The following is a 23,278-nucleotide window of genomic DNA, read 5'->3' as shown; positions in this document are numbered from 1 at the left end:
GATAACGGACCGGAATATACCAGTAATACGTTGATATCATGGGCGAATACAAGAGGTATCCAGATTAACTTTATCCAACCAGGTAATCCGCAGCAAAATGCCTATATAGAACGTTACAATAGGACGGTGCGCTATGACTGGCTGGGCCAACACCTGTTTACCTCACTGGATGAATTGCAGAGCTATGCCACGCGATGGCAATGGTTTTATAATCACGAGCGGCCGAATATGGCACTGAATGGCTACACGCCAATGCAACATATTCAACGCTTATCTAATTCTACTTATCGCCTCCGTTAAAAATGGGGGGATTACCCATACAGCTGTCTGGCATGTAAATCGGGCAGCGCAGTTTCCGGAGTCACCAGGGCAATATCGATATCCCCGCGTTCAAACTGTGCTGCCAGTTGCTCATTATTCACGGGCAGAACCGCTACGCGAATATGCGGTGCCTGTAACTTCAGCGCTTCTATAAAAGGAACGACCACAGCCCGCAGAGCATAATCAGTGGCTGCAATTTTAATGGTTATTTCTGCGGTTAGCGGGTCAAAGGTCTTTGGCTGCAGTAATCCACTGATTTCTGTGAGTATATCTTTCACTGGTTGCTGCAATTCCAGTGCCCGTAATGTCGGGATAATCCCCCGCTGTGTACGGGTAAAAAGCGGATCATTAAAATATTCCCGCAGGCGGTTCAGCATGCCACTGACGGCGGGTTGTGTCAGTGATAACCGTGCTGCTGCGCGGGTTACGCTGCGTTCGTCCAACAGGGCATCAAGTGTTTTGAGTAAATTAAGATCGACAGTACGGATATCGTTGTGCATTGGCTTCTTCGTCATGTAAGCCCGGTTTATGTTTAACATTGTATGTGACGGGTCATATACAGTTCTACAGTGCCGGGCTGAACAAGTGACCGGTTCACGGACAGCATAATGCTTCCGTTTGTATTCTGTGATTAAGATATCACCACAGAGAATAATAGAAATAAAAAATGGTGATTGGTCTTATTTCTGCATTGACAGGATACTTTATTTGTCTGCTACCGGAACGTGTAGCATCCTTATATAGAGAAAATTGTATGAAAATGAATGGGATTAACTGGCCGGAAGGTTTTGTTCCTGGCTTTACTGACAATTACTGCTCAAATGAAGTCATTGTATCCGGTCTGACGACCCGGGATATCTGGCCATTGCTTACTACTCCGGCACGATGGCCGGATTACTATAAAAATTCCGCCAACGCACGGTATTATGACAATAAAGGTCCGCAACTGGCGGCAGATATGCGCTTCAGTTTCGAGACGTTTGGCTTCCATGTCGAAGCGCAGGTCACGGAATATTGTGCACCAGATAGCGGAGATGTTGCTCGTGTTTCCTGGCATGGCTGGTCAGGTGAGACGGGCAGTGATGAACGTCTGGATGTACTGCATGCGTGGCTGGTGGAGGATCTTCCTGGCAACCGTGTCCGTATTCTTACCCAGGAAACTCAGAACGGGCAGCCGGCTGTTGAACTGGCAAAGACCACTCCTAATCCGATGATCAATGGTCATCAGGAGTGGCTGGATGGTCTTATTACTGCAGCAAAAGCGCTGAAATAAAAGCGTTTACCGGAACAGAGTCACTTCTGTTCCGGGGGAGTCTCTCCGGTCCCGGTTATCAGAGGAAACGCTCAGTCCTGGCGGGGGGATGCTGCCGACGAAGTACAGAAAAACGCGATTATAACCATGAGCAGTACCGGCAGCATTGCCATCCTTAATCCGGCATACTGGCCGAGAAACCCGAGGCAGGGCGGGCCGACCAGAAAAGCAATATAACCCAGTGTGGCAGCAATAGTGACCCGCAGGTTACTGTTTTTCCCTTCCCCGGCAGCAGAGATCGTCAGGGGGAAGCCCAGAGAAGCGCCAATCCCCCACAATATCACCGCAACAGCTGCCAGCCATTGGACGGAAGAAAAAATCACCAGTAATAAGCCGCTGACAGCAGATAAAGCACTGAATCTCAGCATACGGACGCGCCCGAAGCGGCGTACAAAGCTGCCACCGATAAAGCGGCCCAGTGTCATTCCGGCCGTAAAACCAACGTATACCAGGGTACCGGTAGTATGGCTGAAGTGATAACCGTCGGTCATCAATAAAGGAACCCAGTCATTAGCAGAACCCTCAGCCAGTGCCATCGCCAGAATAACGACGCCCAGCAGCAGTAATTGCTTATCACGTAGTTCGTTGAACACCTGGGACTGATAGCTTCCTGACTGAGGTTGTTCCGCAGCCTCTTTTTCACTCTGCCAGTCAAGGCGATTGATTAGCGGAAAAATACAGACCAACAGCAGACCGGCGATTAACGTAAAATGCCACTGAGGTGGCAGGTTTAAGGCAGCCATCAGCATTCCGGTAACAGCTCCCGCCAGAGTACCGCCGCTGAAAAAACCATGAAGTATCGTCATGACGGGTTTATTCTGCTGTCTCTCGAAGGCTGAAGCTTCAATATTGATGGTGATATCAGACAGTCCGGCACCGAAACCAAAAACAGCCAGTGCAAAAAATGCCAGCACAATATCCGGTATAGCCATACTGAATGCCAGTATCAGCAGACCGGCAGACAGCAAAAGGTATCCCCATAGCATGATCCTGCGGATACCGAAACTGTTAATCAGTTTACCTGCCAGTAAAATTCCTGCCATAGAGCCGCAGGAAAAGCCGAATAGCATTAATCCCATTGACTCAACCGGCGCCTGTAACAGATCCCGCATTGCAGGGGTTCTGCTGACCCAGCTCGACCAGCTAAGGCCGGGTAAAAACATTAATGCAAATAGTGCGATTTGCTGAATATGAGGGTTCGGACGCTGAATATTTCCCATTATTTTCCTGAGTGGACGGTGAATCTGGCAACAGCAGATAACGGTACTGCGTATTTTACATGGCGTCGAACCATTAACACCATGATGGTGGATATTCTGTCGGCAGTAATTTTTTTTGCGACCTTTATCACATTTAATAATAAAAAATATTTTCTTATGTAACTTCCGGAGAGCAGCTGAGGTTGTTTTTTAATAGAAAATTAACAGTTAGCCAATAGAAGGAAAATGCCTCACCAAACCCATAAACATGATAAATAAGGATTTATTTTAAAAAAAAATAATATAAATGATACTTATTATCATTGATGTTTACATTTATATATATGGTCGTACAATAAATGCTCTTCGGTGCAGCAATTTATTGTTACATTTTTGTTCCTGCGGTGCCGGTGAAACATGACTCATGTTATTCAACAAATGGATTGATGATAATGACAACATTTCGTGTCAGACCTCTGGTTATGGTGATGGTTACGGCAGTATGCCCTGTCGCTGATGCCGCAGATAAAGAAACGCTGGTGGTTACTGCGACAGGTTTCGAACAGAAAATACAAGATGCACCGGCATCCATCTCGGTAATCAGTAAGCAACAAATTGAAGATAAGGCATACCGGGATATTACCGATGCCCTGAAAGATGTGCCCGGAGTCGTTGTTACCGGGGGAGGCAGCAGCAGTGATATCAGTATTCGTGGTATGTCTTCCCAATACACTTTATTTCTGGTGGACGGGCGACGGGTCAGTACCCGCGGAACCCGGCCAAACAGTGATAATGCAGGTATCGAACAGGGCTGGCTGCCACCGCTGGAATCTATCGAACGAATTGAAGTGATCCGTGGCCCGATGTCATCACTGTATGGTTCTGATGCAATGGGGGGGGTGATCAATGTGATCACCAAAAAAACGCATAACAACGGTAAATGGCGTGGATCTCTGCATGCAGATACCACATTGCAGGAAAACAGCCGTTCCGGGGATCTTTTCCAGACCGATGCGTATGTTTCAGGTCCGCTGATTGATGGGCTGCTGGGACTTAAGCTGAGTGGTTTACTCTCCCGGCGGCAGGAAGATAAAATTCTTAATGGTTATAATGAGCAGCGGATGCGTAACGGGGCTGCCACCTTTACCCTGACACCGGACGACAGAAACAGCTTCGCAGTTGATATGGCGAGGGAATTACAGGACCGGAACAGCACCCCGGGGAAATCGAAGGCCATAGAAACCTGTCGTGGTACCCGATGTACCCCCAACAGCCGCAGTGAAAATCGTTATGAACATACCAGTTATGCCCTGACCCACAATGGTTACTATGACTCGCTAAATACGACCAGCTACCTGCAACAGGAAGAAACGAATAACCCTGTACGGGAAATGAAATCTTATAACACAACCTTTAATACCCAGAACCAGCTATTACTGGATAAGCATACTCTTACGCTGGGGGGACAGTATCGCTACGAAAAATTACGGGATAATGGTAATCAGCTTCAGTCTGCACAGGGACTGAATAAGCTGACTCGCTGGAGCTATGCTATTTTTGCGGAAGATGAATGGGCAATTACCGGCGGGCTAAGCCTGACTGGCGGGTTGCGTATGGACCAGGACGAAAATTACGGAACACACTGGACTCCGAGGGGGTATGGTGTCTGGCATCTGAGTGACCAGTGGATCCTGAAAGGGGGAATTTCTGCCGGTTACCGCTCTCCTGATTTACGTCAGTCTTCGGCCAACTGGGGACAGACGACTGGCGGCGGGCGGCTTAACGGTATTATTGTCGGTAATCCGGACCTGAAACCGGAAAAAAGCCTCAGTGAAGAGATCGCCTTACTCTGGGATAATGGTGATACTCTGAATGCCGGTATTACCTTGTTTAATACGGATTTTAAAGACAAAATAACCGAAGTTCGCCGTTGTAACAGCAGTGCCGAACCCTCCTGTACTATTGGTAATACCTCTTATGATTTTGTCAGCGACAGGGTCAATGTAGATAAAGCAACAATGCGTGGAGTGGAATCGACATTTGGCTGGCAACCGGCAACCGGCTGGCAACTGACAGCAAATTATACTTATACCCGCTCAGAACAGAAAAGCGGACAATTTTCCGGTAAACCCTTAAACAAAATGCCTGAACATATGTTCAATGCTGTGCTGAACTGGCAGGCCCGTGAAGATTTATCTTTCTGGAGCCGGATAAACTTCCGTGGTAAAAGTTCGGAATATCTCAGTCGTACCTCTATGGCACAGGGCGTCCCCTCCTATAGTTTTGTTGATATAGGCACCCGGTATAATGTAAGTAAAGAACTTTCAGTAGTTGCCGGAGTATATAATATCTTCGATAAGGAAATTGATTATTCGGTGTATGATACGGTACTTGACGGCAGGCGTTATAATCTTGGTATAACCTACAGCTTTTGATCAGTAAACATCACCGGCCATATATATATGGCCGGTGATGTTTATTTTTAATATTGTTTACGTGGCGATGTTTTTTTCCTTTCAAAGCACGTTACTCTCCCATTTACCTCTGGATAATACTGAAGTCATCCTGCTGATTGTTGTTAGGATAATTACAGTTATAATCACAGCCTGAAATACTTCTTCTGACTTACTTGTAAATAAATCCTGCCGGCAGAGCACTGTTTTTAATAGTGGATATGATAAAAATAATCTCAATTGTTAAAACGTGAATACTTAAAATAAACGATCTTTTATCTTAAGTTAAATAAAATAGCAACGCCTAAATCTTTTTGTGTTTATGTTTTTAGTTTTTTATTCTGCTTCATGGTTGTAGTATGGTTTTTTTACCCAAAACAGATGGTTTACATAGCATTAAAAAGGAAATATTATCTGCTTGTATAAGCAATGGGGCTGAAAAAATCTTATTTTAATGCACAATTTTCCTGGCAGTTAAATAAGAGGTTATGGATATCCGGCCGTATTCCGGGAACAATAACAAGGACTTTTTGATACCGGTAAAATGATGAAAAAAGAACATATAGATCAGATGGTAAGAGGCTGGCTGGTCGGGCCTTTTCAACCTTCAGTGTTTTATTCTGAACATGTCGAAGTTGCGGTGAAACACTATGTTACCGGGGATTATGAGCCCGCGCATTATCATAAAATTTCCACCGAAATAACGATGATAATCACAGGGAATGTCATGATGAACGGGAATAATTACCGTTCCGGCGATATTGTGACTATTTTACCTGAAGAGATAACAGATTTTAATGTGTTAGAGAATACCACGACTCTGGTGGTGAAACTTCCTGCGGTGAAAAATGATAAATACAGCGCTGAGGTGATTGTATGATTAATATCGTTATACCCATGGCCGGACGTGGAAGTCGTTTTTCTTCTGCCGGTTATAAGGATCCCAAACCATTAATCATGCTTAATAATAAACGGATGATAGAAGTCGTCATCAATAATCTCCGACCTGCAGCAGAACACCGGTTTATTTTTATTTGTCAGAAATCACATATTTCCGACTATGCTGCAGACGAAATACTGAGTTCAGCTGCTCCGGGGGCAGTGATTATTCCATTAGAAGGGATAACTGAAGGTGCTGCCTGTACAGTATTAGCCGCGAAAGAATTTATTAATAACGATGACCAGTTAATGATTGCCAATTCTGATCAGTGGGTAGATATCGATATTAACCACTATTTACAGCAGCTGGATGATCAACAGCTGGATGGATTAATTATGACGATGACTGCCAGTGATCCTAAGTGGTCCTATGCATGTTGCAATCATTCTGGCCAGGTTATTTCGGTGGTAGAAAAACAGGTTGTGTCGGATCAGGCGACAGTCGGTATCTATAACTACCGCAGAGGCAGAGATTTCTGCTATTTTGCCGGACAGATGATCCGCCAGAATGATCGCAGCGCAGGGGAGTTCTATGTCGCTCCCGTTTATAACTATATGCTGGCTGAGGGCAACTCCCGGCTTGGGATCCTTAATATTGGCAGCGAAATGGACGGCATGTATGGTCTGGGGACACCTGAGGACTTGCAAAAATTCTGTAGCCTGCCGGTTTTCCGCCAGTCTGTATCGTTCTGATAACCGGGCAGGCTGGAAACAAATATGAGAATTATTCGTTACAGACATGACAGAAAACTCAGGGTCCCGGTCCTGAATCGTTGTTACAGCGGCCATCTTCCGCAAGCCGAAGAGGGTACCCGTATGACGGTGATTAGTTTTTCTGCCTTTGAAGGTAAAAAAGCAGATAAAGAATACGTGGTAAATGGCTGTTCACGTTTTCTGTTAAAAGATATTCACCATGTTGCACTGATTAACGTGCAGAACGATTCTTCACTGTATGCCCATCTGTTGTGGGATATCACTCATCAGATGCCAGTCGGGGCCCGTCTTTATATTAAAGAACAGATCCCTTGTGACAGTCTGCTGGAGCGTCGTTATTACCAGCGGGCTTTTACTGAAGTTGAAGCCCGTGATGGATTCAGGGTATATCTCAAGCAGCACCCGCTGACGGCAGAGCAGGACAGGGGGCTGGAACAGTGGAGTTTTTGTATTCCGACAGGACCTGAAGATCCGACATTTCTTAATGCCTGTGTGGAACGTATTCTGCAGCTTAATTTGCCGGAATTCGAGATTATCCTGTGCGGAACGCCCCATGCCGATTTTCTTTTTTATGATCAGGTCCGGATTATCGGCCAGGAAATTACTGCTCCGCCGGTACATATTACCCGTAAGAAAAATGCACTGGCACAGGCCGCCCGCTTCCCTAATCTGTGTATTATCCATGACCGGGTGATGCTGCCACTGAACTTTTCTGAAGCAGTGTTGCGTTTTGGTGACTTTTATCCGATGACCGGCTTTCAGTCATTCTATTTTGCCGATCAGTATAATCTCATTCCAAGAAAATATTCAGATTTCAATACGATAGAGCAGGACCTGACCCGGGAGCTGAATATCCGGACAGTAACGAAAAAAGATACCGCACTGATCAGTAAACTTTTTTACTGCTACCAGCATCCGGCCAGAAGCCAGTTCGGCCATGATTATCTGACCGGCAGCCTGTATTTGTGTAAAAAATCAGTCTGGCTACACTCCCCACAGAATGAACAACTGTACTGGAATGATTATGAAGATATAGAACAGGGGATACGTTGCAGCGATGATGGTATACCTTCTATCATTAATCCGCTGACGGTGACCCAGAGTATGAACGCCCGCTCGGTGATTCATTACTACGGTTGTGTAGCCGTAAAAGATTACCGGGGAAGAAACCGTATGAGCCGCAGTATTATGGAAATACTGCCGTTTGTGCGAAAAAAACCGTTATTCCGCCTGTCAGATGAGCAGGCCCGCGGGCGTATTTATCAGTTTGCCTGTAAGTACGGGGCCACCCGCCAGGTCTTACAGACCATATCTTCATCAGGAATGAGCGGACTTGCCCGGTTCTTACTGATAAAGAATGTGATTAAAGAAATTACAGTAAAATTGTCCCGGACCAGTGAGTTTATCAATGATTTTAGTCGTCTTATTCTGTGTGAAGAGATAGCACCTAATGAACTGATTCAGATTTTACGGGTAATGAATTCCTCAGCCAGTCCTGCAACTAAGAAAAGCACACTGGTGGGAAGCTTTATTCTTAATAACCAGTTGTCACATTCATGGTTTTACTCACCGTTTTACAGAAATAATGATGACTGGTTTATTAAAAAAACACCATTAATAAAAATAAGCACCTGGATTTCGGCCTGCTACCTGAAGTACCTGTATAAGGGTGCTTACTTCCCGATGTCTGTGAAAGAAGTAGCCCGATTATTAAATGACAGTACACCCTATAAAAAGTGACCGGAGAACAGATGGAACTGCAGGTAGAGGGCGTCAGCGAAGAAGAATACGGGCTATGGTTAAATGGTAATGATCAAACCAGAATTCCCGAACTTAACAGAGAAATATCACAGGTATTGTTACTGGGTTTTGATATGGAAAAAGTTAAGAATTTCTCTGTCGATCTGGAAACAAAAATCTATGCGATCTTTGTTAAGGTAAGTAATGATAAAGAATATGATACCTACCGTGAGCATCTGATTACTCTGATAAAAATTCTGCTGATGGATGACTCCCGACCGGACCGGAGTGTGACGGTATTTATTGTTTCCGCAAAGCATGAAGACTATAAGAATGAACTCTGGTCTTTTTTTAATATGAGCACCAGATACCTTCGGGTCCGGCACTTTGGCGAATACAGGGCGTTGCTGAATAATGTATCAATGATTTTTCTCGGGGTGACTATTACTGAAAACTTTAAAAAACTTATTAAATTGGTAAAAAAGAAAATCAGTTCGATCAGGGGATGATCATGGAGAGAGTAAGTATAATTTTTCAGGGTCGGGTTATAGAAAATAATAAGATATGTGATGATATTATCGAGAATATAGCCATTACCCGGAAGAATTTCCCACAAGATGAAATTATCTTATCCACATGGAATATCAGGCGTGATTTACGGAGGGAGTTAAAACAAAAGATAAATCCTTACGACATTATTCTTCTGGAGAGTCAGGATCCCGGTCCATTGATATACCAGCAAAAAACAGCCCGCTGGGTAACGAATATAAACCGGCTGATAGTTTCTTCGCGGGAAGGTATTCGCCGCGCAAGCCATGAACTGGTGGTTAAGTTACGCACTGATTCACGGCTTAATGGCCCGGAAATCAGGCATATTTTACAACACCGACAGGAGTACGCCTGCCGCTTCCCACGAGATCCTGGCTATGCATTATTTCGTCATCGGGTAATAAACGGTAATGTATTTGCCCGCAATGCCAGAGGATATATGCCATATCTGTTTCATCCCGGTGATATTTTTCTGGCGGGGAATCAGCAGGACTTATATGACCTGTTTGACATTCCGCTGGCAGACAGTTCAGTGTTTGAAGTTTGCTTTTGCTTTTCAATATTTACCCTTATGCGTTATGTGCCTGAGCAATACATATGGGTTAAGTATATTGAAAAGGTCAGCGGGAATATGGAGTTCCCCGGAAATCGTTTCGCCTCTGAAACGCTGCGGGAAAGATCAGAGAATTATTATATTAATAACTTTATCCCTTACTCCAGCGAAATGCTTAATTTTTACTGGGGTAAACATCATCAGGTATATAAAAGTAAAGGACTTTCCAGTGTGTATTGCTTTGATGACTGGAAAAAATTACAGCCAGGGGAAAACCCTTCTCAGGGAACAGTGCAGCAGTTACGTCATAAAGTAAAAAGGCTGCATATTTTTATATTACGGCTGATGTTATGGATTAAGTTTCTGCCGTTACACATCACGTTTGTCCGCGGGGTTGCTATCAGAGTTTTTGGGCGTCGTTGCTAGACCCGGGACAGTACCACAGGGAAAGTTATACCGGAGGGGAAATGCAGATTTTATCACACCGGGGGTTATGGAAAACGGTGGCTGAAAAAAATACGGTTACGGCATTCAGACGTGCTTTCAGCCAGGGGTTTGGTTGTGAGACCGATATTCGTGATTTTAATGGTCAGCTGGTGATCTCTCATGATATGGCGCAGCAGGGGTGCCTGCTGTTTTGTGATTTTTTACAATTACATGCCAGCTATGACTATCGCCTGCCGCTGGCGCTGAATATTAAGTCTGACGGGCTGGCGATGGAAATCCGGCAGCATCTGCAATTTTTTAAAATAGAAAATTATTTCTGTTTTGATATGTCAGTTCCTGATATGCACAGCTATATCGCAGCAGGGGTGAAGACCTATGGGCGGATCAGTGAATTTGAAACCGAAAATCTGCTGTTCCGGGAATTACAGGGCGTGTGGCTGGATAGTTTTTTGTCCGGTGAATGTGATGTCCGAAAAATAGAATATTTTCTTCGCCGGGGTGCAGAGGTCTGCTGTGTTTCTCCGGAATTACATCAGCGGGATCACCGCGACTACTGGCAGCAGCTAAGCCATTTTACGGCCGGATCAGAGCTGACTGATCAACTGATGTTATGTACCGATAGACCTGAAAATGCCAGGGAGGTGTGGGATGAATAATAAGATTCAGGCGATCATTTTTGATATGGATGGTGTCCTGATTGATGCCAGAGACTGGCATTATGATGCTCTGAACAAAGCGCTGGCACTGTTCGGAATGGTGATTGCCCGTCATGAACATCTGTCTAAATTTGACGGTCTTCCTACCCGCGATAAGCTGTCTATTCTGAGTACAGAGAAAGGATTACCGCCGTCACTGCACGGCTTTATCAATCAGCTGAAGCAGCAATACACGATGGAAATGGTATATCAATATTGCCGTCCCGTGTTTCATCATGAATTTGCTTTAGCCAGGTTGCGGCATGAAGGCTATCGTCTGGCTGTCGCATCAAACTCCATACGCGACAGTATCGAAGTTATGCTGACCCGGGCGAATCTGCTGGCTAATTTTGAGTTTTTTCTTTCTAACCAGGATGTGACTTACGGAAAACCTTCTCCGGAAATTTATCAGAAAGCTATCGCCAGACTGGGACTGCTACCGGAGCAATGTATGGTGGTGGAAGATAACGACAACGGGGTTCGTGCCGCCACAGAGAGTGGTGCCCATGTGCTGAAAGTGGATACAGTCAGTGATGTCAATTACTGCAATATCAGAAACTTTATCAACATAATTGAGGGTAAATCCTGATGATGACAATAATCACGCCACTGGGAGGCAGCGCATTATATGAAATGAGCGCTGAATTCTCTTATCCGAAAATCCTTAACGAAATTGATAAGAAAACGTTGTTCGAATATTCGCAGGAGATTGTTGCGGGGTTACCGACAGATACCCGGCGTATCTTCCTTATCCCGGGACAAAAAGATAAAGCACTGCAGTTATCTTCAATGATCGCTATTGTCAGTAATGGTCAGGGAAAAGTAATTCATTTACAGGGTGATACGGGAGGTGCGGTTTGCAGCTGTTTACTGGCTGTTGATGATATCGATCCTGATGATGAGGTGATTATTATTTCCGGCGATCAATATATCAGTGGTGATATTCATAACATCCTGGATTATTTTCGCCAGAAACAGGCCGATGCCGGTGTGCTGACCTTTACTTCATTACATCCTAAATGGGCATTTATCAGAAAGCAGGCTGACGGAAGAATTATTGAGGTTGCGGAAAAAAGAGCCATCAGTCGCGAAGCCATCGCAGGTTTTTATTACTTCAGAAAAGGTGAGTTTTTTATCAACGCGGCCAGGCGCAGTATTATTAAAGGCGCAATGGTCAACGGGCAGTATTATCTTTCCGGATGCCTGAACGAAATGATTTTGCAGAATATGAAAATTACTGGCTGGTCATTACAGGAGGGAAGTTACCATAATTTCTACGATTATCATGCTATTAAAGAGTTTTCGTCTTTCCGTAAACCCGGGAAAGCACGGCTGCCTGCCGGTTTCTGTTATTCCGATATTTTTACAGTAAAAGAGATTATCGATCCTGAAATGGTATTTGATTCGCGGGTAATTCTGCAAAAAAAAGACCGGCAGTTATCCGGAATTACAGCGGTAACCGAATATCTGACCCGTTTATTGTGCTCTGCTGAACAGTTCCGGGCAGAAGGTCAACTGAGCGGCAGAGAAAGTCATCAGGTCATTATTCTTTATACTCTGTATTGCCAGGGGAATGTCCGGCGGTTACTGGATACGATTACTGTCAGCGAGAAAGGAAAAATAATTTATATCAGCCAGTCTGAAGTGACTTAACAGTTTCATTCTTTAATGAAGCAAAAACTTTCAATTTAAATAAGGATATTTAATGAAAAGTGTACTCCATGCCGGTGTTATCTCGGCGACACTTGCCATTTCTGCTCCGGTAGTTGCTTTTGATAAAGTATATACCTTCGGGGACAGTATCAGTGATGGTGGTTTTGCCGGGCCTATTACCCGTTTTCTGTCGGGATATGACAGTAAACTGTATAACGAGCTGATCTCAGAGGCTTACACAGGTGAAACTTCACCACCTTATACCCAGGGCGGAACCAATTATGCACAGTCAGGAGCCACAGCCAGCCAGACACCGTTTCTGATTTATAAAACCAGTCAGCAAATTGATATGTATCTGCAAGACAATAATCAGCAGGGAAATCCTGATGGCTTATATATTCTCTGGGTCGGAGCTAATGACCTGTCAGTTGATGTGGAAACCAGCTTACTGAGCTTTAATTTCAGTAAAATATTCAATCAGGGGGAGAACTACCTGCTATCCAGTGCCCCGCAGGATGTCGTCAGCCAGGCCCGACGGCTGCTGGATTCGGGGGCAGGGATGGTGGTAGTACCTAACCTTCCTGATGCCGGAATGAGCCCATGGACGGGGACCGCGTTATTTGGTTTTGCTCAGGCTTTCCTTGGCGGAAATCTGCTGGATCTCCCGCGTCTGTATGCATTACAGGACGCCTATCTACGCTCACTGGGCAGTGTTAATGGCGAAGAAGCACGCCAGGCGGCGGTTACCGCTTCTGTTGAACGGGTACTGGAAAGTTATGGGCTGAATGTGCCGATTGAGATCACCTCTGCCATTTTTCGTACATTCCTTAGCATGGAAAATAAACTGACTGAGCAGTTCAATAATGATGTGGAAAAGGGACTGAGCGGGTTGCAGGGAAATATTGTTCTTGCTGATGTTAACCGGCTTTTCGCCGAAATCATTGATTCTCCTGCCGCCTATGGTTTCGATAATATTTTAGTCCCGATGTGCCAGATTGGTATCGGAGCTCCTTTCTGTAAAGAAGATACCCCGGGATTTTATAATGATCAGGTATATTTATTTTCAGACTGGTTTCACCCCAGCCCGGTCGCCCATGGGGTGATTGCTGAATATATGATGTCGATTATTGATGCGCCGTTTCAGGTGGCCGGGCTGAATCAGGGGATCAATAATATTCAGTCTGACAGGCGTTTATACCTTGATTCGCAATTACAAAAACAACGGATGATGTCCTCCGATGACAAAGTCAGTATTTTCGGAGGATACAGCGGTAAATACGCAAGGGCTAAAGAAAATACGCTATTGACTGGCGGACACGGGCTTGCCAGTAACGGCCATATCGGTTTTTCCCTGCAACCAGTGAAAGGGTTCAGCCTCGGTGGTATGGTCAGTGCCGGAAATACACATTTTAAATCTTCAGATCTCTTCAAATACCAGTACAACAGCACCACTATGAGCCTGTTTAGTCAGCTGGTGATGGAAAACGGTGTATGGGGTAACCTGGAACTCAGCAGCGGCAGTGCTGATTTTAATAAAATCAGACGCAGTGTTTCGCTGGGGAAAGCGGTCAGAACAGAACAGGCTGCAACCCGCGCCCGCTTCAGCGGGTTAAGTGTTAATCTCGGATTTGATATGGCATTACATCGTAATGTTACCACTGGCCCTCTGCTGGGTTTTAGCTACGATCGTTCGCTGCTCAATGGGTATGCCGAAAAAGGCAATAGCAGTACCTCAATGAAGTTTGGTGATCAGCGACTGAATCGCCGCAATATTACAGCAGGCTGGCGGATAGATACCCGCAACCTGCCGGTAAACCCCTATCTTCACCTCAGCTATCGTAATGAATCTGTGACTGCGCCGGGCAAAATAACCGCCTCGTTAAAAAGTACCGGAACGGAATTTTACCGGCTGACAGAGGGGGGGAAATCACGGCAATGGCGGGAAGTGAAACTGGGGATGTACTCTTCTCTAAGTAAAAATCTGAGTACCTACGCAGCAGTTCAGTTAAGTAACAGCAACGACAGTAATACTGTGGTTAATTATGCCACCGGTCTGAACTATTCATTCTGACCGGCAGCCGACATGCTTTGGGATATGTAAATAAAGACAGATGGCTTGCGGTCAGCCCGCAGGCATCTGTTTATTCACCAGCACCATTAGTATCAGATAAAGAGACATCTCTATGACCAGTGAACGTCAACATATCGATATTATTCAGGTTTATCGGGCTATTGCTGCATTAGCGGTTATTTTCTATCACTACAGCTGGTTTGTTTCACCTTTGGAACAAACCCTGTTACGCCGCGGATATCTGGGGGTAGATATTTTCTTTATGGTCAGCGGTTTTCTGGTATGGATAACCACCAGACAGTTGCAGTCCGGATGGAAAAACAGCTTGAAATATATTATCCGGCGCAGTTTTAGAATATTTCCTGCCTATGCAATCCTGACGTCAGGGTATGCCATTTATTACTGGTTCACCCGCCCGGCGAGCGGATTATTTAACCAGACGATAAAATCATTATTCTTTATTCCGCTGAATGGCGGAGAGTCACCTGCTTACGGCTTTCCGTTGCTGGAAAATGGCTGGACGCTGAATTATGAGTTTGTTTTTACCTGATGGTTGCAGTTATGCTGTTATGTGGCCGTTCTCGTTACCTTTTTCTGGTCATACTTTTTTTATCATTAATGTTACTGGTGCCCCGTGATGCTCTGTTACAGCGTCAGGCCAGTGATCCGCATTTCTATCAGCAATATATCCTTATGATCAGTGATTCAATTAATATTGATTTTCTGGCCGGATTGCTGGCAGCGATGCTTTACAGCAGGATGTCATCTTCTGCAGGCATCGGCTGCTGGCTGCTGATGGCAGGATCTGTGGTTTTCTTTTTATTTGCCGTCGGCGGATTATATGCCCCGTTTGGTGAACGCTGGAATTTACATACCAATGTTATGACGCTGCCTTGCTTTATTCTTTTCCTGTCCGGACTTAAATTAAGCAAGATAACATCCCGGCGGGTTCCCGGATGGCTGATGTTTACCGGGAAAATATCTTACTCACTTTATTTGTTACATATGGCCGTTATCTTTACGGTGATTTCTGCCGCGCAGAGATATCTGGGTGAGGACTATTTCGATTCATTTTCAAACCGGTTTAATCTGTTATGGGTAAGCCTGGTGCTGACCTACATATGTTCATGGGTGTTTTATTTATTTGTTGAGATAAAGCTTTCGGTTTTTTTAAGAGACAAATTACTAAAACGTCTCCCTTTGTAACCAGAAACTAATGGAATGGAATAATTATGTACAGTGAAAGAAAGTTACGAAAGAATAAAAAACGGGAAATCCTTCATGCATTAAACGAATTATGCCTGGATGTCTGTCCTGAACCATTGCAGGGGGGGATGTTACCTGAATTACAATACTGGCCGAAAACCCGTCAGGTAGCTGACCGTTGTGATGCCAGTATTTATGTTACCAGGGCGGTATTATTACAGCTGGCTGACGAAGGAAAAGTGATTAAGTCTCCGCAATTATATTTTAACTCGTTACGCTGGTACATTAAAAAGACAAGCCAGTGACCCGTTTCCCCGGCCTGATGGCAGGCCGGGGAAACTACCGGATTATTTGTTATTCGCCAGTGGCGGAGGCAAAGGGTCACTGTCTGCGGCAGGTGCCGGCCGGAGATCACATTGTGCCGGGAGTAATGCTGCAATAATGCCTGCGAGCACCAGTGAGGCTGCCAGCACCACGACGGCCGTATTCTGCCCGTAAAGATACATCATCAATCCTACCAGATAAGGCCCGCAGAACCCGCCGAGGTTACCTAATCCGTTAATGACGCCCCGTGCGCTGCCTGCCGCTTCGGCGGAAGCAATACGCCCCGGAATACTCCAGAACGGGCTGGTGGCTGCTTTAAGAAAAAATCCGCAACAGATCAATGCAATATAAGCCGCGATAATGTTCTGGCGCAATATTACCGACGCCAGCAGTGATGCAGCAAAACAAAACAGAGATATCATTACCCATTGGCGGCGTTTTCCGGTTTTATCGCTGAGGTATGAAATACTGTAGATCCCCAGCAGGGTAGCAATAAAAGGTAATACGGTCAGCATGCCGACATTACCGATACTGGCCCCGGTAAGATTCTTAATAATGGTTGGCAACCACAGGGTATAGCCATAGTCCCCGGTCTGATAGAAAAAGTTCAGTACTACCAGTTTCATCAGACCTTTATTACGGAATACCTCTTTCAGCGGCGCATTGCTGACCGGATTCAGTTTCCGACGCTCGGCCTGTTCCCTGGCGAGCTCGCGTAACAGATATTCTCGTTCAGCCGCAGGTAACCAGCGGGCTTCCCCGGGCCTGTCGCTTATCATAAACCACCAGAAGACCAGAACCACGACAGACAGTAATCCCTCGATAATAAATAACCAGCGCCAGTCCAGTATCGCAATAATAGCCCCGGAAACGGGCGCGGTGACCATACCGCCCAGCGGGGCAAACATCATCACAAATGCATTAGCCCGGCCCAGTTCTTTTTCCGGAAACCAGTTACTGACCATGGTCAGCACCACCGGCAGCATTCCGCCTTCGGAAATACCAAGAATAAAACGCAAAATCAGCAGCTGATAATGGTTAGTCACAAACCCGGTGGCGACGGACACCACAGCCCACGCAATCAGCGAATAAGCAATAAAGCGTTTTCCGCTGCCACGTACAGCAATGTGTCCTCCGGGGACCTGTAAAAAAAGATATCCGATAAAGAAGATGCCACTGACAACGCCGGCCATCTGGCTGGACATGGCCAGGTCAGTTTCCATACCGCCAGGCAGAGCGAAACTGATATTGACCCGATCCATAAACGACATAATGCAGGCAATCAGGATCGGCACAATAACGCGAAACCAGCGGGTGCCGGGGATAGTGTTCTGCATAATAAAACCCCTTTATCATTCTTCAGGACGATGAAAACAGGGTCAGCAAAGTCAGTGCTCTGTGACTGTCTGCAACGCTTATCAGGGGGTATAAAACGCGATTTCAGAAGGATGTTATGGGATCCCGGTCACGTATAATCATGTTAGAAAACCCTGTTACAAGGTTCGTGAGCCAGACGGCGGGATAAGCGGAGTGAAACCGGGAAAGGATCAAAGCGTTTCCCCGCAAGAGAGCTGGTAATGGAGGTCAACATGGGCAGGTGTTTCCTGTCCGGCAATGCTTCTGAGCATAATTTCGGTCACAGTTTTACCGATGGCAAAACGCGGGGTAATAACGCTGGCCAGTTTTAACGGAGTAACCTGACCTATCTCCAGTCCGTGAAAACCGGCAATACTCAGCTGCGCGGGGACCTGAATACCAGCCTGCAAACATTCCTGTAAAACGCCGACGGCCAAATCATCGTTAGTACAGAGTATGCCATCGACCTGCGGGTATTTCTGTCTGGCAACCCCCATCATACCGTTACCGACCGAAACCGATGATATTTTATTCGGGGTGATCTGACCCGGCCGGAGTCCGGCTTGCTGCATGGCTTCGCAATAGCCGGAATAGCGCAATCTGTCTCTGTGATCAGACATCGCTCCGAAATAGATAATCTGTTTTTTACCCCGCGCCAGTAACAGCCGGGTCATATCAAATCCGGCCTGTTGATTATCAAACCCGACACAGATCCGGCCTGGCTGACATTGATTACCCATCACTTCTGCGACCGAGATCCCCGAAGCTTTAAGATATTTTTCGGCACGTAGTGTATGCACCGACTCGGTCAGAATAATGCCTTTAATCTGCATTGCCAGCAGAGCCGCTATCTGTTCTTCTTCGCGTAACGGATCATAGTCGTAACTGACGACAACCGTTTTATACCCCGTATTGCTGAGCGCTGCCTCAACTCCCGCCAGCAGGCTGGGAAAAATCTGGTTATGAAAGGAAGGGATCAGCACCCCGATACGCGCAGTTGCCTGGCCGGATATTTGCGGATTATCTGTATCGGGCTGATAGCCGATTTCGTTAATAACGGCAGCGATTCGCTGTGATGTCTGCGGGGTGACTTTTTCCGGTGTTCGCAGGTAACGGCTGACAGTCATCGGAGTAACCCCGGCCAGAGAGGCTATATCATGCAACGTGATACGCTGGTTTTTCATGCCTGATATCCAAAATATCCTCAAAGGAAATGACCGGTCCGGAGTTACCGGTACAGGTAATAATGGAACAGACTACTGTAAAAACCGCGCAGATGTCACTGATTGTTGTTCTGAAGCCGGAACAAACCGGCTGGCAGCAGCCGGTATTTGCAAAGAGATTATGCCTGCGTCAGGCAGGGACAGCGCATTATGGATTAATCAGGCGGCCGATAGAACGGAAGAAATTACGCTGCCCGCTTCCTTTTTTGATTGCGCCTTCACGATAGAAATAGACTTTTCGCAGGTTACAGTTCAGTAATTCTGCGATGTTTTTGGTATTCAGGTTATAGAGATAGGCGCGTAATAAGGAGACTTGCTCTTTGTTCAGATTCAGGCGATTTTTCAGGATAACACTATAATTTCTTTTACATTTTTCGTTCGTTTCCCGGCAAAGGATACGAATGAAAAAGCTAAAATCGTCGAGGGACAGACGTTTATCCAGTTCAAAATCTGCATTTTTTATACTCATAAACTGATGCAAAACCGAGAGCAGGCAAACTTTACATTCCGGATTCATTTTTTTCATCCGAATAATATCGTTTTCCGGATCGATGACAATCGAACGTGTCGTCAGGGTATCATAAAATATGAAATCAAAGCTGTTGGCTGAAGGGTGATTAAGCAGTTCTTCAACGGATGAAAATTTATGAATAGATATATTATCTGAAATGTAACGGCATATGGATTTAATCGCAATGCAGGTATAATTACAGGTATCTATAATTGCAATGGAACGAATGACTTCCTTGTTATTCATATAGCACCACATTTAATTTATCAGGTTGAATTTAAGTGAGTTTTATATTTTACTTTCCATGGTGAAGGTCACCTGACAGGGCAGCAGGGAAAGGGCATTATTATGCCAGTGAGACTCACTGTATGTTGTGTTAATTGATATTAACTCTTCGGTTGAGAATAATATCGACAGATTATGTCAGTTATTTATGCTCTGTTCCATAGAGCTATTGTCAATTATCAAAAAATAAGAATATTACAGTTTTAGTGAGCAGTTATGAAAATAAACTTTCCGGTTTTTTAAATAGAAGGGGGGACAAATAAACAGTAGTTTCCACGGGAATATTTGTCATTTTACAGATTCATCTTTGTCATTCTCTGGCCAGAGGGCACAGGTGCATAGGTTCAGGCTCCAACGGATTCCGGCCGGATCTCTCTGCCGGATAAAAAGGCTGACGGTTAAATGTTTAGTGGCAGAGAAGGCCGTAAACCGGAGTCGCGAATAAATCCGACAAAGATCACAGATTACAAATAAAGCCCGATAAAGGTCTGGCAGACTCTTTTACCCTGACAAAGGTCGAAGGTAAAGTTACGCGTAACAGTTCATAAAATGAGGTCATCTGATGAATAATTTATTCGATTTAACCGGTAAGCGTGCTCTGATCACCGGCTCAACTCAGGGGCTGGGGCTGCTGATGGCCCGCGGACTGGGTGAACACGGTGCCTCGGTTATTATTAACGGCCGCGACCCGCAGCGCTGTGAAAAGGCGGTAGCAGATTTACGGGCTGACGGGATCCGGGCCAGTGCCTGTGCTTTTGATGTGACTGATCCTGCTGCTGTGGCGCAAGCTATTGCCACTATTGAAACAGAAACCGGGCCGCTGGATATCCTGGTAAATAATGCCGGAATCCAGCATCGGGCACCTTTTACTGAATTTCCGGTTGAAGAATGGGATCGGATTATTGAAGTTAATCAGAAGTCTGTTTTCATTGTTTCTCAGCAAGTTGCAAGGAAAATGATCGAACGGAAACGCGGTAAAATTATTAATATCTGTTCGATGCAGAGTGAATTAGGCCGTGATAATATTACGCCTTATGCGGCCTCTAAAGGGGCGGTGAAAATGCTGACTAAAGGAATGTGTGTTGAACTCGCCCGGCATAATATTCAGGTCAATGGGATTGCCCCCGGCTATTTTGATTCGGAGATGACGGCAGCGCTGGTCAATGATAAGCAGTTCTCTGACTGGTTGTGTCACCGTACACCCGCAGCGCGCTGGGGTAAACCGGAAGAGCTGAAAGGGGCGGTGGTATTCCTGTCAGCACCTGCTTCTGATTTTGTTAACGGTCATATTTTATTTGTGGATGGCGGAATGCTCGCTTCCGTATAGCGTACTGACCGGGCAGATAATTATTTGGCCTGCCCGGCATGTTATTTGCCCTGCCCCCGCCAGTACACAGGATCCTCTCCGATGAATACACCCCGCCAATTGCCGGTAAAACGGTGGTGGTATTTAATGCCGGTTATTTTTATAACCTACAGTCTGGCCTGTCTTGATCGGGCAAATTACGGATTCGCGGCAGCCTCCGGGATCGAAAGGGACTTAGGTATCAGCCCCGGTACATCTTCTCTGATTGGCGCATTGTTTTTCCTCGGGTATCTTTTTTTTCAGGTGCCGGGGACGATTTACGCTGTCAGGCGCAGTGCCCGAAAACTGGTATTTGCCAGTCTGTTGCTGTGGGGGCTGTGTGCGACAGCCTCCGGGCTGGTGAGTGATATACCGGCGCTGATGATTATCCGGTTTATTCTGGGAGGGGCAGAGGCAGCAGTTATGCCTGCAATGCTGATTTATATCAGCAACTGGTTTACCCGCAGAGAGCGTTCACGGGCGAATACGCTGCTGGTACTGGGTAACCCGGTGACGGTGTTATGGATGTCGATAGTTTCCGGATATCTGATCAATGCTTTTGGCTGGCGACAGATGTTTATTCTGGAGGGAGTTCCGGCACTGGTCTGGGCCGTCGTCTGGTGGCAGATAGTTCGCGACAAACCTGAACAGGTCTGCTGGCTGAATGACGATGAAAAACAGGCATTGAACCGGGCACTGGCCGAAGAGCAGCAACAGATCCAGCCGATGCGCAATCTCTCGCGGGCACTGAGATCGCGTAATGTAGTGATACTTTGTCTGTTGCATGCTTTCTGGAGTATCGGTGTCTATGGTTTTATGATGTGGATGCCTTCCATTCTGCGGATGGTCGCGGTTATTGATATTGTACAGACCGGCTGGCTGTCAGCAGCCCCTTATCTGGCGGTGATTATTACTATGCTGGTGGTTTCCTGGTTATCGGATAAGTCAGGATTACGCCGGCGATTTATCTGGCCATTATTACTGATTGCCTCTGTAACGTTTTTTGGTTCCTGGTGGCTGGGCAGTTATTCTTTCCGGCTATCTTATAGTCTGCTGGTGCTGGCAGCGGCCTGCATGTATGCCCCTTACGGTCCCTTTTTTGCCTTGATCCCCGAGTTATTGCCGAAAAATGTTGCCGGAATATCCATCGGTCTGATCAACGGCTGCGGGGCGGCAGGGGCTTTTCTTGGCGCATGGCTGGTGGGATATCTGAACGGTATCAGCGGCGGGCCGGGAGCATCATATACTTTTATGGCAATCACTTTGCTGGTGGCCGTCGGACTGGTTTTTTTACTGCGGATACCATCAGGCACACTGATACTGGCTGATAATTCGGACTAAACAGGAACAGGAATGAAGAAAAGCAGGATGTCGTTACAGGATATCGCCAGCCTTGCAGGGCTGACGAAAATGACTGTCAGTCGTTATATGCGTGACCCGGAAGTGGTCTCAGAACGCAGCAGGCAGGCCATTGATGCTGTGATGCGCCGGCATGACTATATCCCTAACCGCTTACCTGATATTTTATCCGGGGCCCGCAGCCGGACACTCGGGGTTATTATTCCCTCATTCCGTAATCAACTCTTTTCCGATGTGCTGGATGGTATTCAGCAGGTTGCCGCGCAGTATAACTATCAGACCATCATTGCCAGTGATAATTATGATCCGCTGATCGGCCAGCAAAAAATCATTACACTGCTGTCATACCATATTGATGCCCTCATCCTGACCGGCAGGCAGCATACTCAGTCGGCGATAAACAGTATCAGGACATCGGGAGTCCCTGTGGCTGAGTTAATGGAAATCAGTCATGACGCTCTGGATATACAGGTGGGGTTTGATAACCTTCAGGCTGCCAGAGAAATGACCCGTCACCTGATTGCCCGAGGCCGGCGACAGATTGTTTTTCTCGGCGCGATGGATGATCCCCGCGATATTTGCCGCTACCGGGGAGTAGAGATGGAGTTAACGGGGGCCGGGCTGACCGGCAGGCATATTGTGCCGAAAGAAATATCGTCGATGGCTCTCGGCCAGCGAATGTTCCGCAAAATTATGCAGCAGTATCCGCAGACAGACACCATTTTCTGTACCAATGATGATCTGGCTATGGGGGTATTACTGGAATGTCAGGCCCGTCAGATAGCGGTTCCCCGACAGATGGCGGTGGCCGGGTTTCACGGGCTGGATATCGGACAGGCTAACCAGCAAAAACTGGCCAGTGTTATTACACCACGTTTCCGGATGGGCCAGCTGGCGACGGAATTACTGATGGACAGACTGGCGGGTAAGCAGGGCCGTTTAGCGGAACAGACAAGCTGCATTGACCTGGGATACCAGTTATTTTTTGGTGATACAGTATAAATTATCTGCAAGGGCAGCGGC

General features: G+C 46.2%; 22 protein-coding genes and 1 pseudogene. 18 read left to right on the top strand and 5 right to left on the bottom strand.

What is annotated here, in order from left to right:
• On the top strand, window positions 1–300 hold a 300-nt coding region (locus JK216_RS13685; protein ID WP_212711994.1), incomplete at its 5' end, for an integrase core domain-containing protein.
• Window positions 301–317: 17 nt separating this feature from the next.
• Here JK216_RS13685 and JK216_RS13680 read toward each other — a convergent pair.
• Window positions 318–821, bottom strand: a pseudogene (locus JK216_RS13680) (LysR family transcriptional regulator); the annotation flags it as partial.
• A 260-nt stretch (window positions 822–1,081) separates the two neighbouring features.
• Here JK216_RS13680 and JK216_RS13675 point away from each other — a divergent pair.
• Window positions 1,082–1,594 (top strand): SRPBCC domain-containing protein, encoded by a 513-nt coding sequence (locus tag JK216_RS13675; RefSeq protein WP_212709443.1) that lies wholly within the window; start codon window positions 1,082–1,084, stop codon window positions 1,592–1,594.
• 71 nt (window positions 1,595–1,665) lie between these two features.
• Here JK216_RS13675 and JK216_RS13670 read toward each other — a convergent pair whose 3' ends face one another.
• The gene (locus tag JK216_RS13670; RefSeq protein ID WP_212711993.1) at window positions 1,666–2,853 is read right to left on the bottom strand and encodes an MFS transporter; all 1,188 of its coding nucleotides are present in this window, start codon (window positions 2,851–2,853) and stop codon (window positions 1,666–1,668) included.
• 461 nt (window positions 2,854–3,314) lie between these two features.
• Between JK216_RS13670 and JK216_RS13665 the strand changes: the two genes are divergently transcribed.
• The 13 genes from JK216_RS13665 (at window position 3,315) to JK216_RS13605 (ending at window position 16,157) form a co-directional block, all read left to right on the top strand.
• A complete protein-coding gene (locus JK216_RS13665) occupies window positions 3,315–5,267 on the top strand; it encodes a ligand-gated channel protein (protein ID WP_249213153.1) in 1,953 nt (650 codons plus the stop codon).
• 565 nt (window positions 5,268–5,832) lie between these two features.
• Entirely contained in the window at window positions 5,833–6,165 is a 333-nt protein-coding gene (locus JK216_RS13660; RefSeq protein ID WP_212710369.1) for a hypothetical protein, read from the top strand.
• Complete coding sequence (locus JK216_RS13655) at window positions 6,162–6,917, top strand: glycosyltransferase family 2 protein (RefSeq protein WP_212711992.1); 756 nt, start codon at window positions 6,162–6,164, stop codon at window positions 6,915–6,917. Before JK216_RS13660 ends, JK216_RS13655 begins: the two co-directional genes overlap by 4 nt.
• 24 nt (window positions 6,918–6,941) lie before the next feature.
• On the top strand, window positions 6,942–8,678 hold the full coding sequence (locus tag JK216_RS13650; protein ID WP_212710346.1) for a hypothetical protein: 1,737 nt from the start codon (window positions 6,942–6,944) through the stop codon (window positions 8,676–8,678).
• An 11-nt stretch (window positions 8,679–8,689) separates the two neighbouring features.
• A complete protein-coding gene (locus JK216_RS13645; RefSeq protein WP_212711991.1) occupies window positions 8,690–9,187 on the top strand; it encodes a hypothetical protein in 498 nt (165 codons plus the stop codon).
• Window positions 9,184–10,206 carry a WavE lipopolysaccharide synthesis family protein gene (locus tag JK216_RS13640; protein ID WP_343878087.1) on the top strand — a complete coding sequence of 341 codons (1,023 nt, stop codon included), beginning with the start codon at window positions 9,184–9,186 and terminating at the stop codon, window positions 10,204–10,206. The genes JK216_RS13645 and JK216_RS13640 overlap by 4 nt, the downstream gene beginning before the upstream one ends.
• Before the next feature lie 41 nt (window positions 10,207–10,247).
• On the top strand, window positions 10,248–10,883 hold the full coding sequence (locus JK216_RS13635; protein WP_212711989.1) for a hypothetical protein: 636 nt from the start codon (window positions 10,248–10,250) through the stop codon (window positions 10,881–10,883).
• Complete coding sequence (locus JK216_RS13630; RefSeq protein ID WP_212710350.1) at window positions 10,876–11,511, top strand: HAD family phosphatase; 636 nt, start codon at window positions 10,876–10,878, stop codon at window positions 11,509–11,511. Before JK216_RS13635 ends, JK216_RS13630 begins: the two co-directional genes overlap by 8 nt.
• Complete coding sequence (locus JK216_RS13625) at window positions 11,511–12,575, top strand: sugar phosphate nucleotidyltransferase (RefSeq protein WP_212710351.1); 1,065 nt, start codon at window positions 11,511–11,513, stop codon at window positions 12,573–12,575. The genes JK216_RS13630 and JK216_RS13625 overlap by 1 nt, the downstream gene beginning before the upstream one ends.
• 52 nt (window positions 12,576–12,627) lie before the next feature.
• Window positions 12,628–14,646 carry an autotransporter domain-containing protein gene (locus tag JK216_RS13620; RefSeq protein WP_212710352.1) on the top strand — a complete coding sequence of 673 codons (2,019 nt, stop codon included), beginning with the start codon at window positions 12,628–12,630 and terminating at the stop codon, window positions 14,644–14,646.
• Window positions 14,647–14,758: 112 nt separating this feature from the next.
• On the top strand, window positions 14,759–15,196 hold the full coding sequence (locus JK216_RS13615; protein WP_212711987.1) for an acyltransferase: 438 nt from the start codon (window positions 14,759–14,761) through the stop codon (window positions 15,194–15,196).
• 11 nt (window positions 15,197–15,207) lie between these two features.
• Window positions 15,208–15,852 (top strand): acyltransferase family protein, encoded by a 645-nt coding sequence (locus tag JK216_RS13610; RefSeq protein WP_212708918.1) that lies wholly within the window; start codon window positions 15,208–15,210, stop codon window positions 15,850–15,852.
• A gap of 26 nt (window positions 15,853–15,878) precedes the next feature.
• Complete coding sequence (locus JK216_RS13605; protein ID WP_212708919.1) at window positions 15,879–16,157, top strand: FaeA/PapI family transcriptional regulator; 279 nt, start codon at window positions 15,879–15,881, stop codon at window positions 16,155–16,157.
• A 42-nt stretch (window positions 16,158–16,199) separates the two neighbouring features.
• Here the strand turns inward: JK216_RS13605 and JK216_RS13600 are convergent, their stop codons facing one another.
• The 3 genes from JK216_RS13600 to JK216_RS13590 form a co-directional block, all read right to left on the bottom strand.
• The gene (locus JK216_RS13600; protein WP_212708920.1) at window positions 16,200–17,513 is read right to left on the bottom strand and encodes an MFS transporter; all 1,314 of its coding nucleotides are present in this window, start codon (window positions 17,511–17,513) and stop codon (window positions 16,200–16,202) included.
• Window positions 17,514–17,723: 210 nt separating this feature from the next.
• The gene (locus JK216_RS13595; protein ID WP_212711985.1) at window positions 17,724–18,716 is read right to left on the bottom strand and encodes a LacI family DNA-binding transcriptional regulator; all 993 of its coding nucleotides are present in this window, start codon (window positions 18,714–18,716) and stop codon (window positions 17,724–17,726) included.
• A gap of 187 nt (window positions 18,717–18,903) precedes the next feature.
• Window positions 18,904–19,512: a hypothetical protein gene (locus tag JK216_RS13590; RefSeq protein ID WP_212708922.1), complete on the bottom strand. Its 609-nt coding sequence runs from the start codon at window positions 19,510–19,512 to the stop codon at window positions 18,904–18,906.
• Between the two features lie 601 nt (window positions 19,513–20,113).
• Here JK216_RS13590 and idnO point away from each other — a divergent pair.
• From idnO to JK216_RS13575, 3 genes are all read left to right on the top strand, one after another.
• Window positions 20,114–20,878, top strand: a complete 765-nt coding sequence (gene idnO, locus JK216_RS13585) for a gluconate 5-dehydrogenase (protein WP_212711983.1) — start codon at window positions 20,114–20,116, stop codon at window positions 20,876–20,878.
• 81 nt (window positions 20,879–20,959) lie between these two features.
• Window positions 20,960–22,237, top strand: coding sequence for an MFS transporter (locus tag JK216_RS13580; RefSeq protein WP_212711981.1), 1,278 nt, complete (start codon window positions 20,960–20,962; stop codon window positions 22,235–22,237).
• Window positions 22,238–22,249: 12 nt separating this feature from the next.
• Entirely contained in the window at window positions 22,250–23,257 is a 1,008-nt protein-coding gene (locus JK216_RS13575; protein WP_212711979.1) for a substrate-binding domain-containing protein, read from the top strand.
• Window positions 23,258–23,278: the final 21 nt, after the last annotated feature.

This window comes from Tatumella sp. JGM94, from assembly GCF_018257595.1.
Taxonomy (GTDB): domain Bacteria; phylum Pseudomonadota; class Gammaproteobacteria; order Enterobacterales; family Enterobacteriaceae; genus Tatumella; species Tatumella punctata.
This window is presented reverse-complemented; position numbering and strand designations above follow the sequence as displayed.

Bases quoted from the DNA above. Each gene is read 5' to 3' on its own strand.
- JK216_RS13670 (WP_212711993.1), bottom strand. From the start codon at position 2,853: ATGGGAAATATTCAGCGTCCGAACCCTCATATTCAGCAAATCGCACTA.
- JK216_RS13650 (WP_212710346.1), top strand. From the start codon at position 6,942: ATGAGAATTATTCGTTACAGACATGACAGAAAACTCAGGGTCCCGGTC.
- JK216_RS13620 (WP_212710352.1), top strand. From the start codon at position 12,628: ATGAAAAGTGTACTCCATGCCGGTGTTATCTCGGCGACACTTGCCATT.
- JK216_RS13660 (WP_212710369.1), top strand. From the start codon at position 5,833: ATGAAAAAAGAACATATAGATCAGATGGTAAGAGGCTGGCTGGTCGGG.
- JK216_RS13645 (WP_212711991.1), top strand. From the start codon at position 8,690: ATGGAACTGCAGGTAGAGGGCGTCAGCGAAGAAGAATACGGGCTATGG.
- JK216_RS13615 (WP_212711987.1), top strand. From the start codon at position 14,759: ATGACCAGTGAACGTCAACATATCGATATTATTCAGGTTTATCGGGCT.
- JK216_RS13600 (WP_212708920.1), bottom strand. From the start codon at position 17,513: ATGCAGAACACTATCCCCGGCACCCGCTGGTTTCGCGTTATTGTGCCG.
- JK216_RS13640 (WP_343878087.1), top strand. From the start codon at position 9,184: ATGATCATGGAGAGAGTAAGTATAATTTTTCAGGGTCGGGTTATAGAA.
- JK216_RS13595 (WP_212711985.1), bottom strand. From the start codon at position 18,716: ATGAAAAACCAGCGTATCACGTTGCATGATATAGCCTCTCTGGCCGGG.
- JK216_RS13610 (WP_212708918.1), top strand. From the start codon at position 15,208: ATGCTGTTATGTGGCCGTTCTCGTTACCTTTTTCTGGTCATACTTTTT.
- JK216_RS13590 (WP_212708922.1), bottom strand. From the start codon at position 19,512: ATGAATAACAAGGAAGTCATTCGTTCCATTGCAATTATAGATACCTGT.
- JK216_RS13605 (WP_212708919.1), top strand. From the start codon at position 15,879: ATGTACAGTGAAAGAAAGTTACGAAAGAATAAAAAACGGGAAATCCTT.
- JK216_RS13665 (WP_249213153.1), top strand. From the start codon at position 3,315: ATGGTGATGGTTACGGCAGTATGCCCTGTCGCTGATGCCGCAGATAAA.
- JK216_RS13635 (WP_212711989.1), top strand. From the start codon at position 10,248: ATGCAGATTTTATCACACCGGGGGTTATGGAAAACGGTGGCTGAAAAA.
- idnO (WP_212711983.1), top strand. From the start codon at position 20,114: ATGAATAATTTATTCGATTTAACCGGTAAGCGTGCTCTGATCACCGGC.
- JK216_RS13625 (WP_212710351.1), top strand. From the start codon at position 11,511: ATGATGACAATAATCACGCCACTGGGAGGCAGCGCATTATATGAAATG.
- JK216_RS13675 (WP_212709443.1), top strand. From the start codon at position 1,082: ATGAATGGGATTAACTGGCCGGAAGGTTTTGTTCCTGGCTTTACTGAC.
- JK216_RS13580 (WP_212711981.1), top strand. From the start codon at position 20,960: ATGAATACACCCCGCCAATTGCCGGTAAAACGGTGGTGGTATTTAATG.
- JK216_RS13630 (WP_212710350.1), top strand. From the start codon at position 10,876: ATGAATAATAAGATTCAGGCGATCATTTTTGATATGGATGGTGTCCTG.
- JK216_RS13575 (WP_212711979.1), top strand. From the start codon at position 22,250: ATGAAGAAAAGCAGGATGTCGTTACAGGATATCGCCAGCCTTGCAGGG.
- JK216_RS13655 (WP_212711992.1), top strand. From the start codon at position 6,162: ATGATTAATATCGTTATACCCATGGCCGGACGTGGAAGTCGTTTTTCT.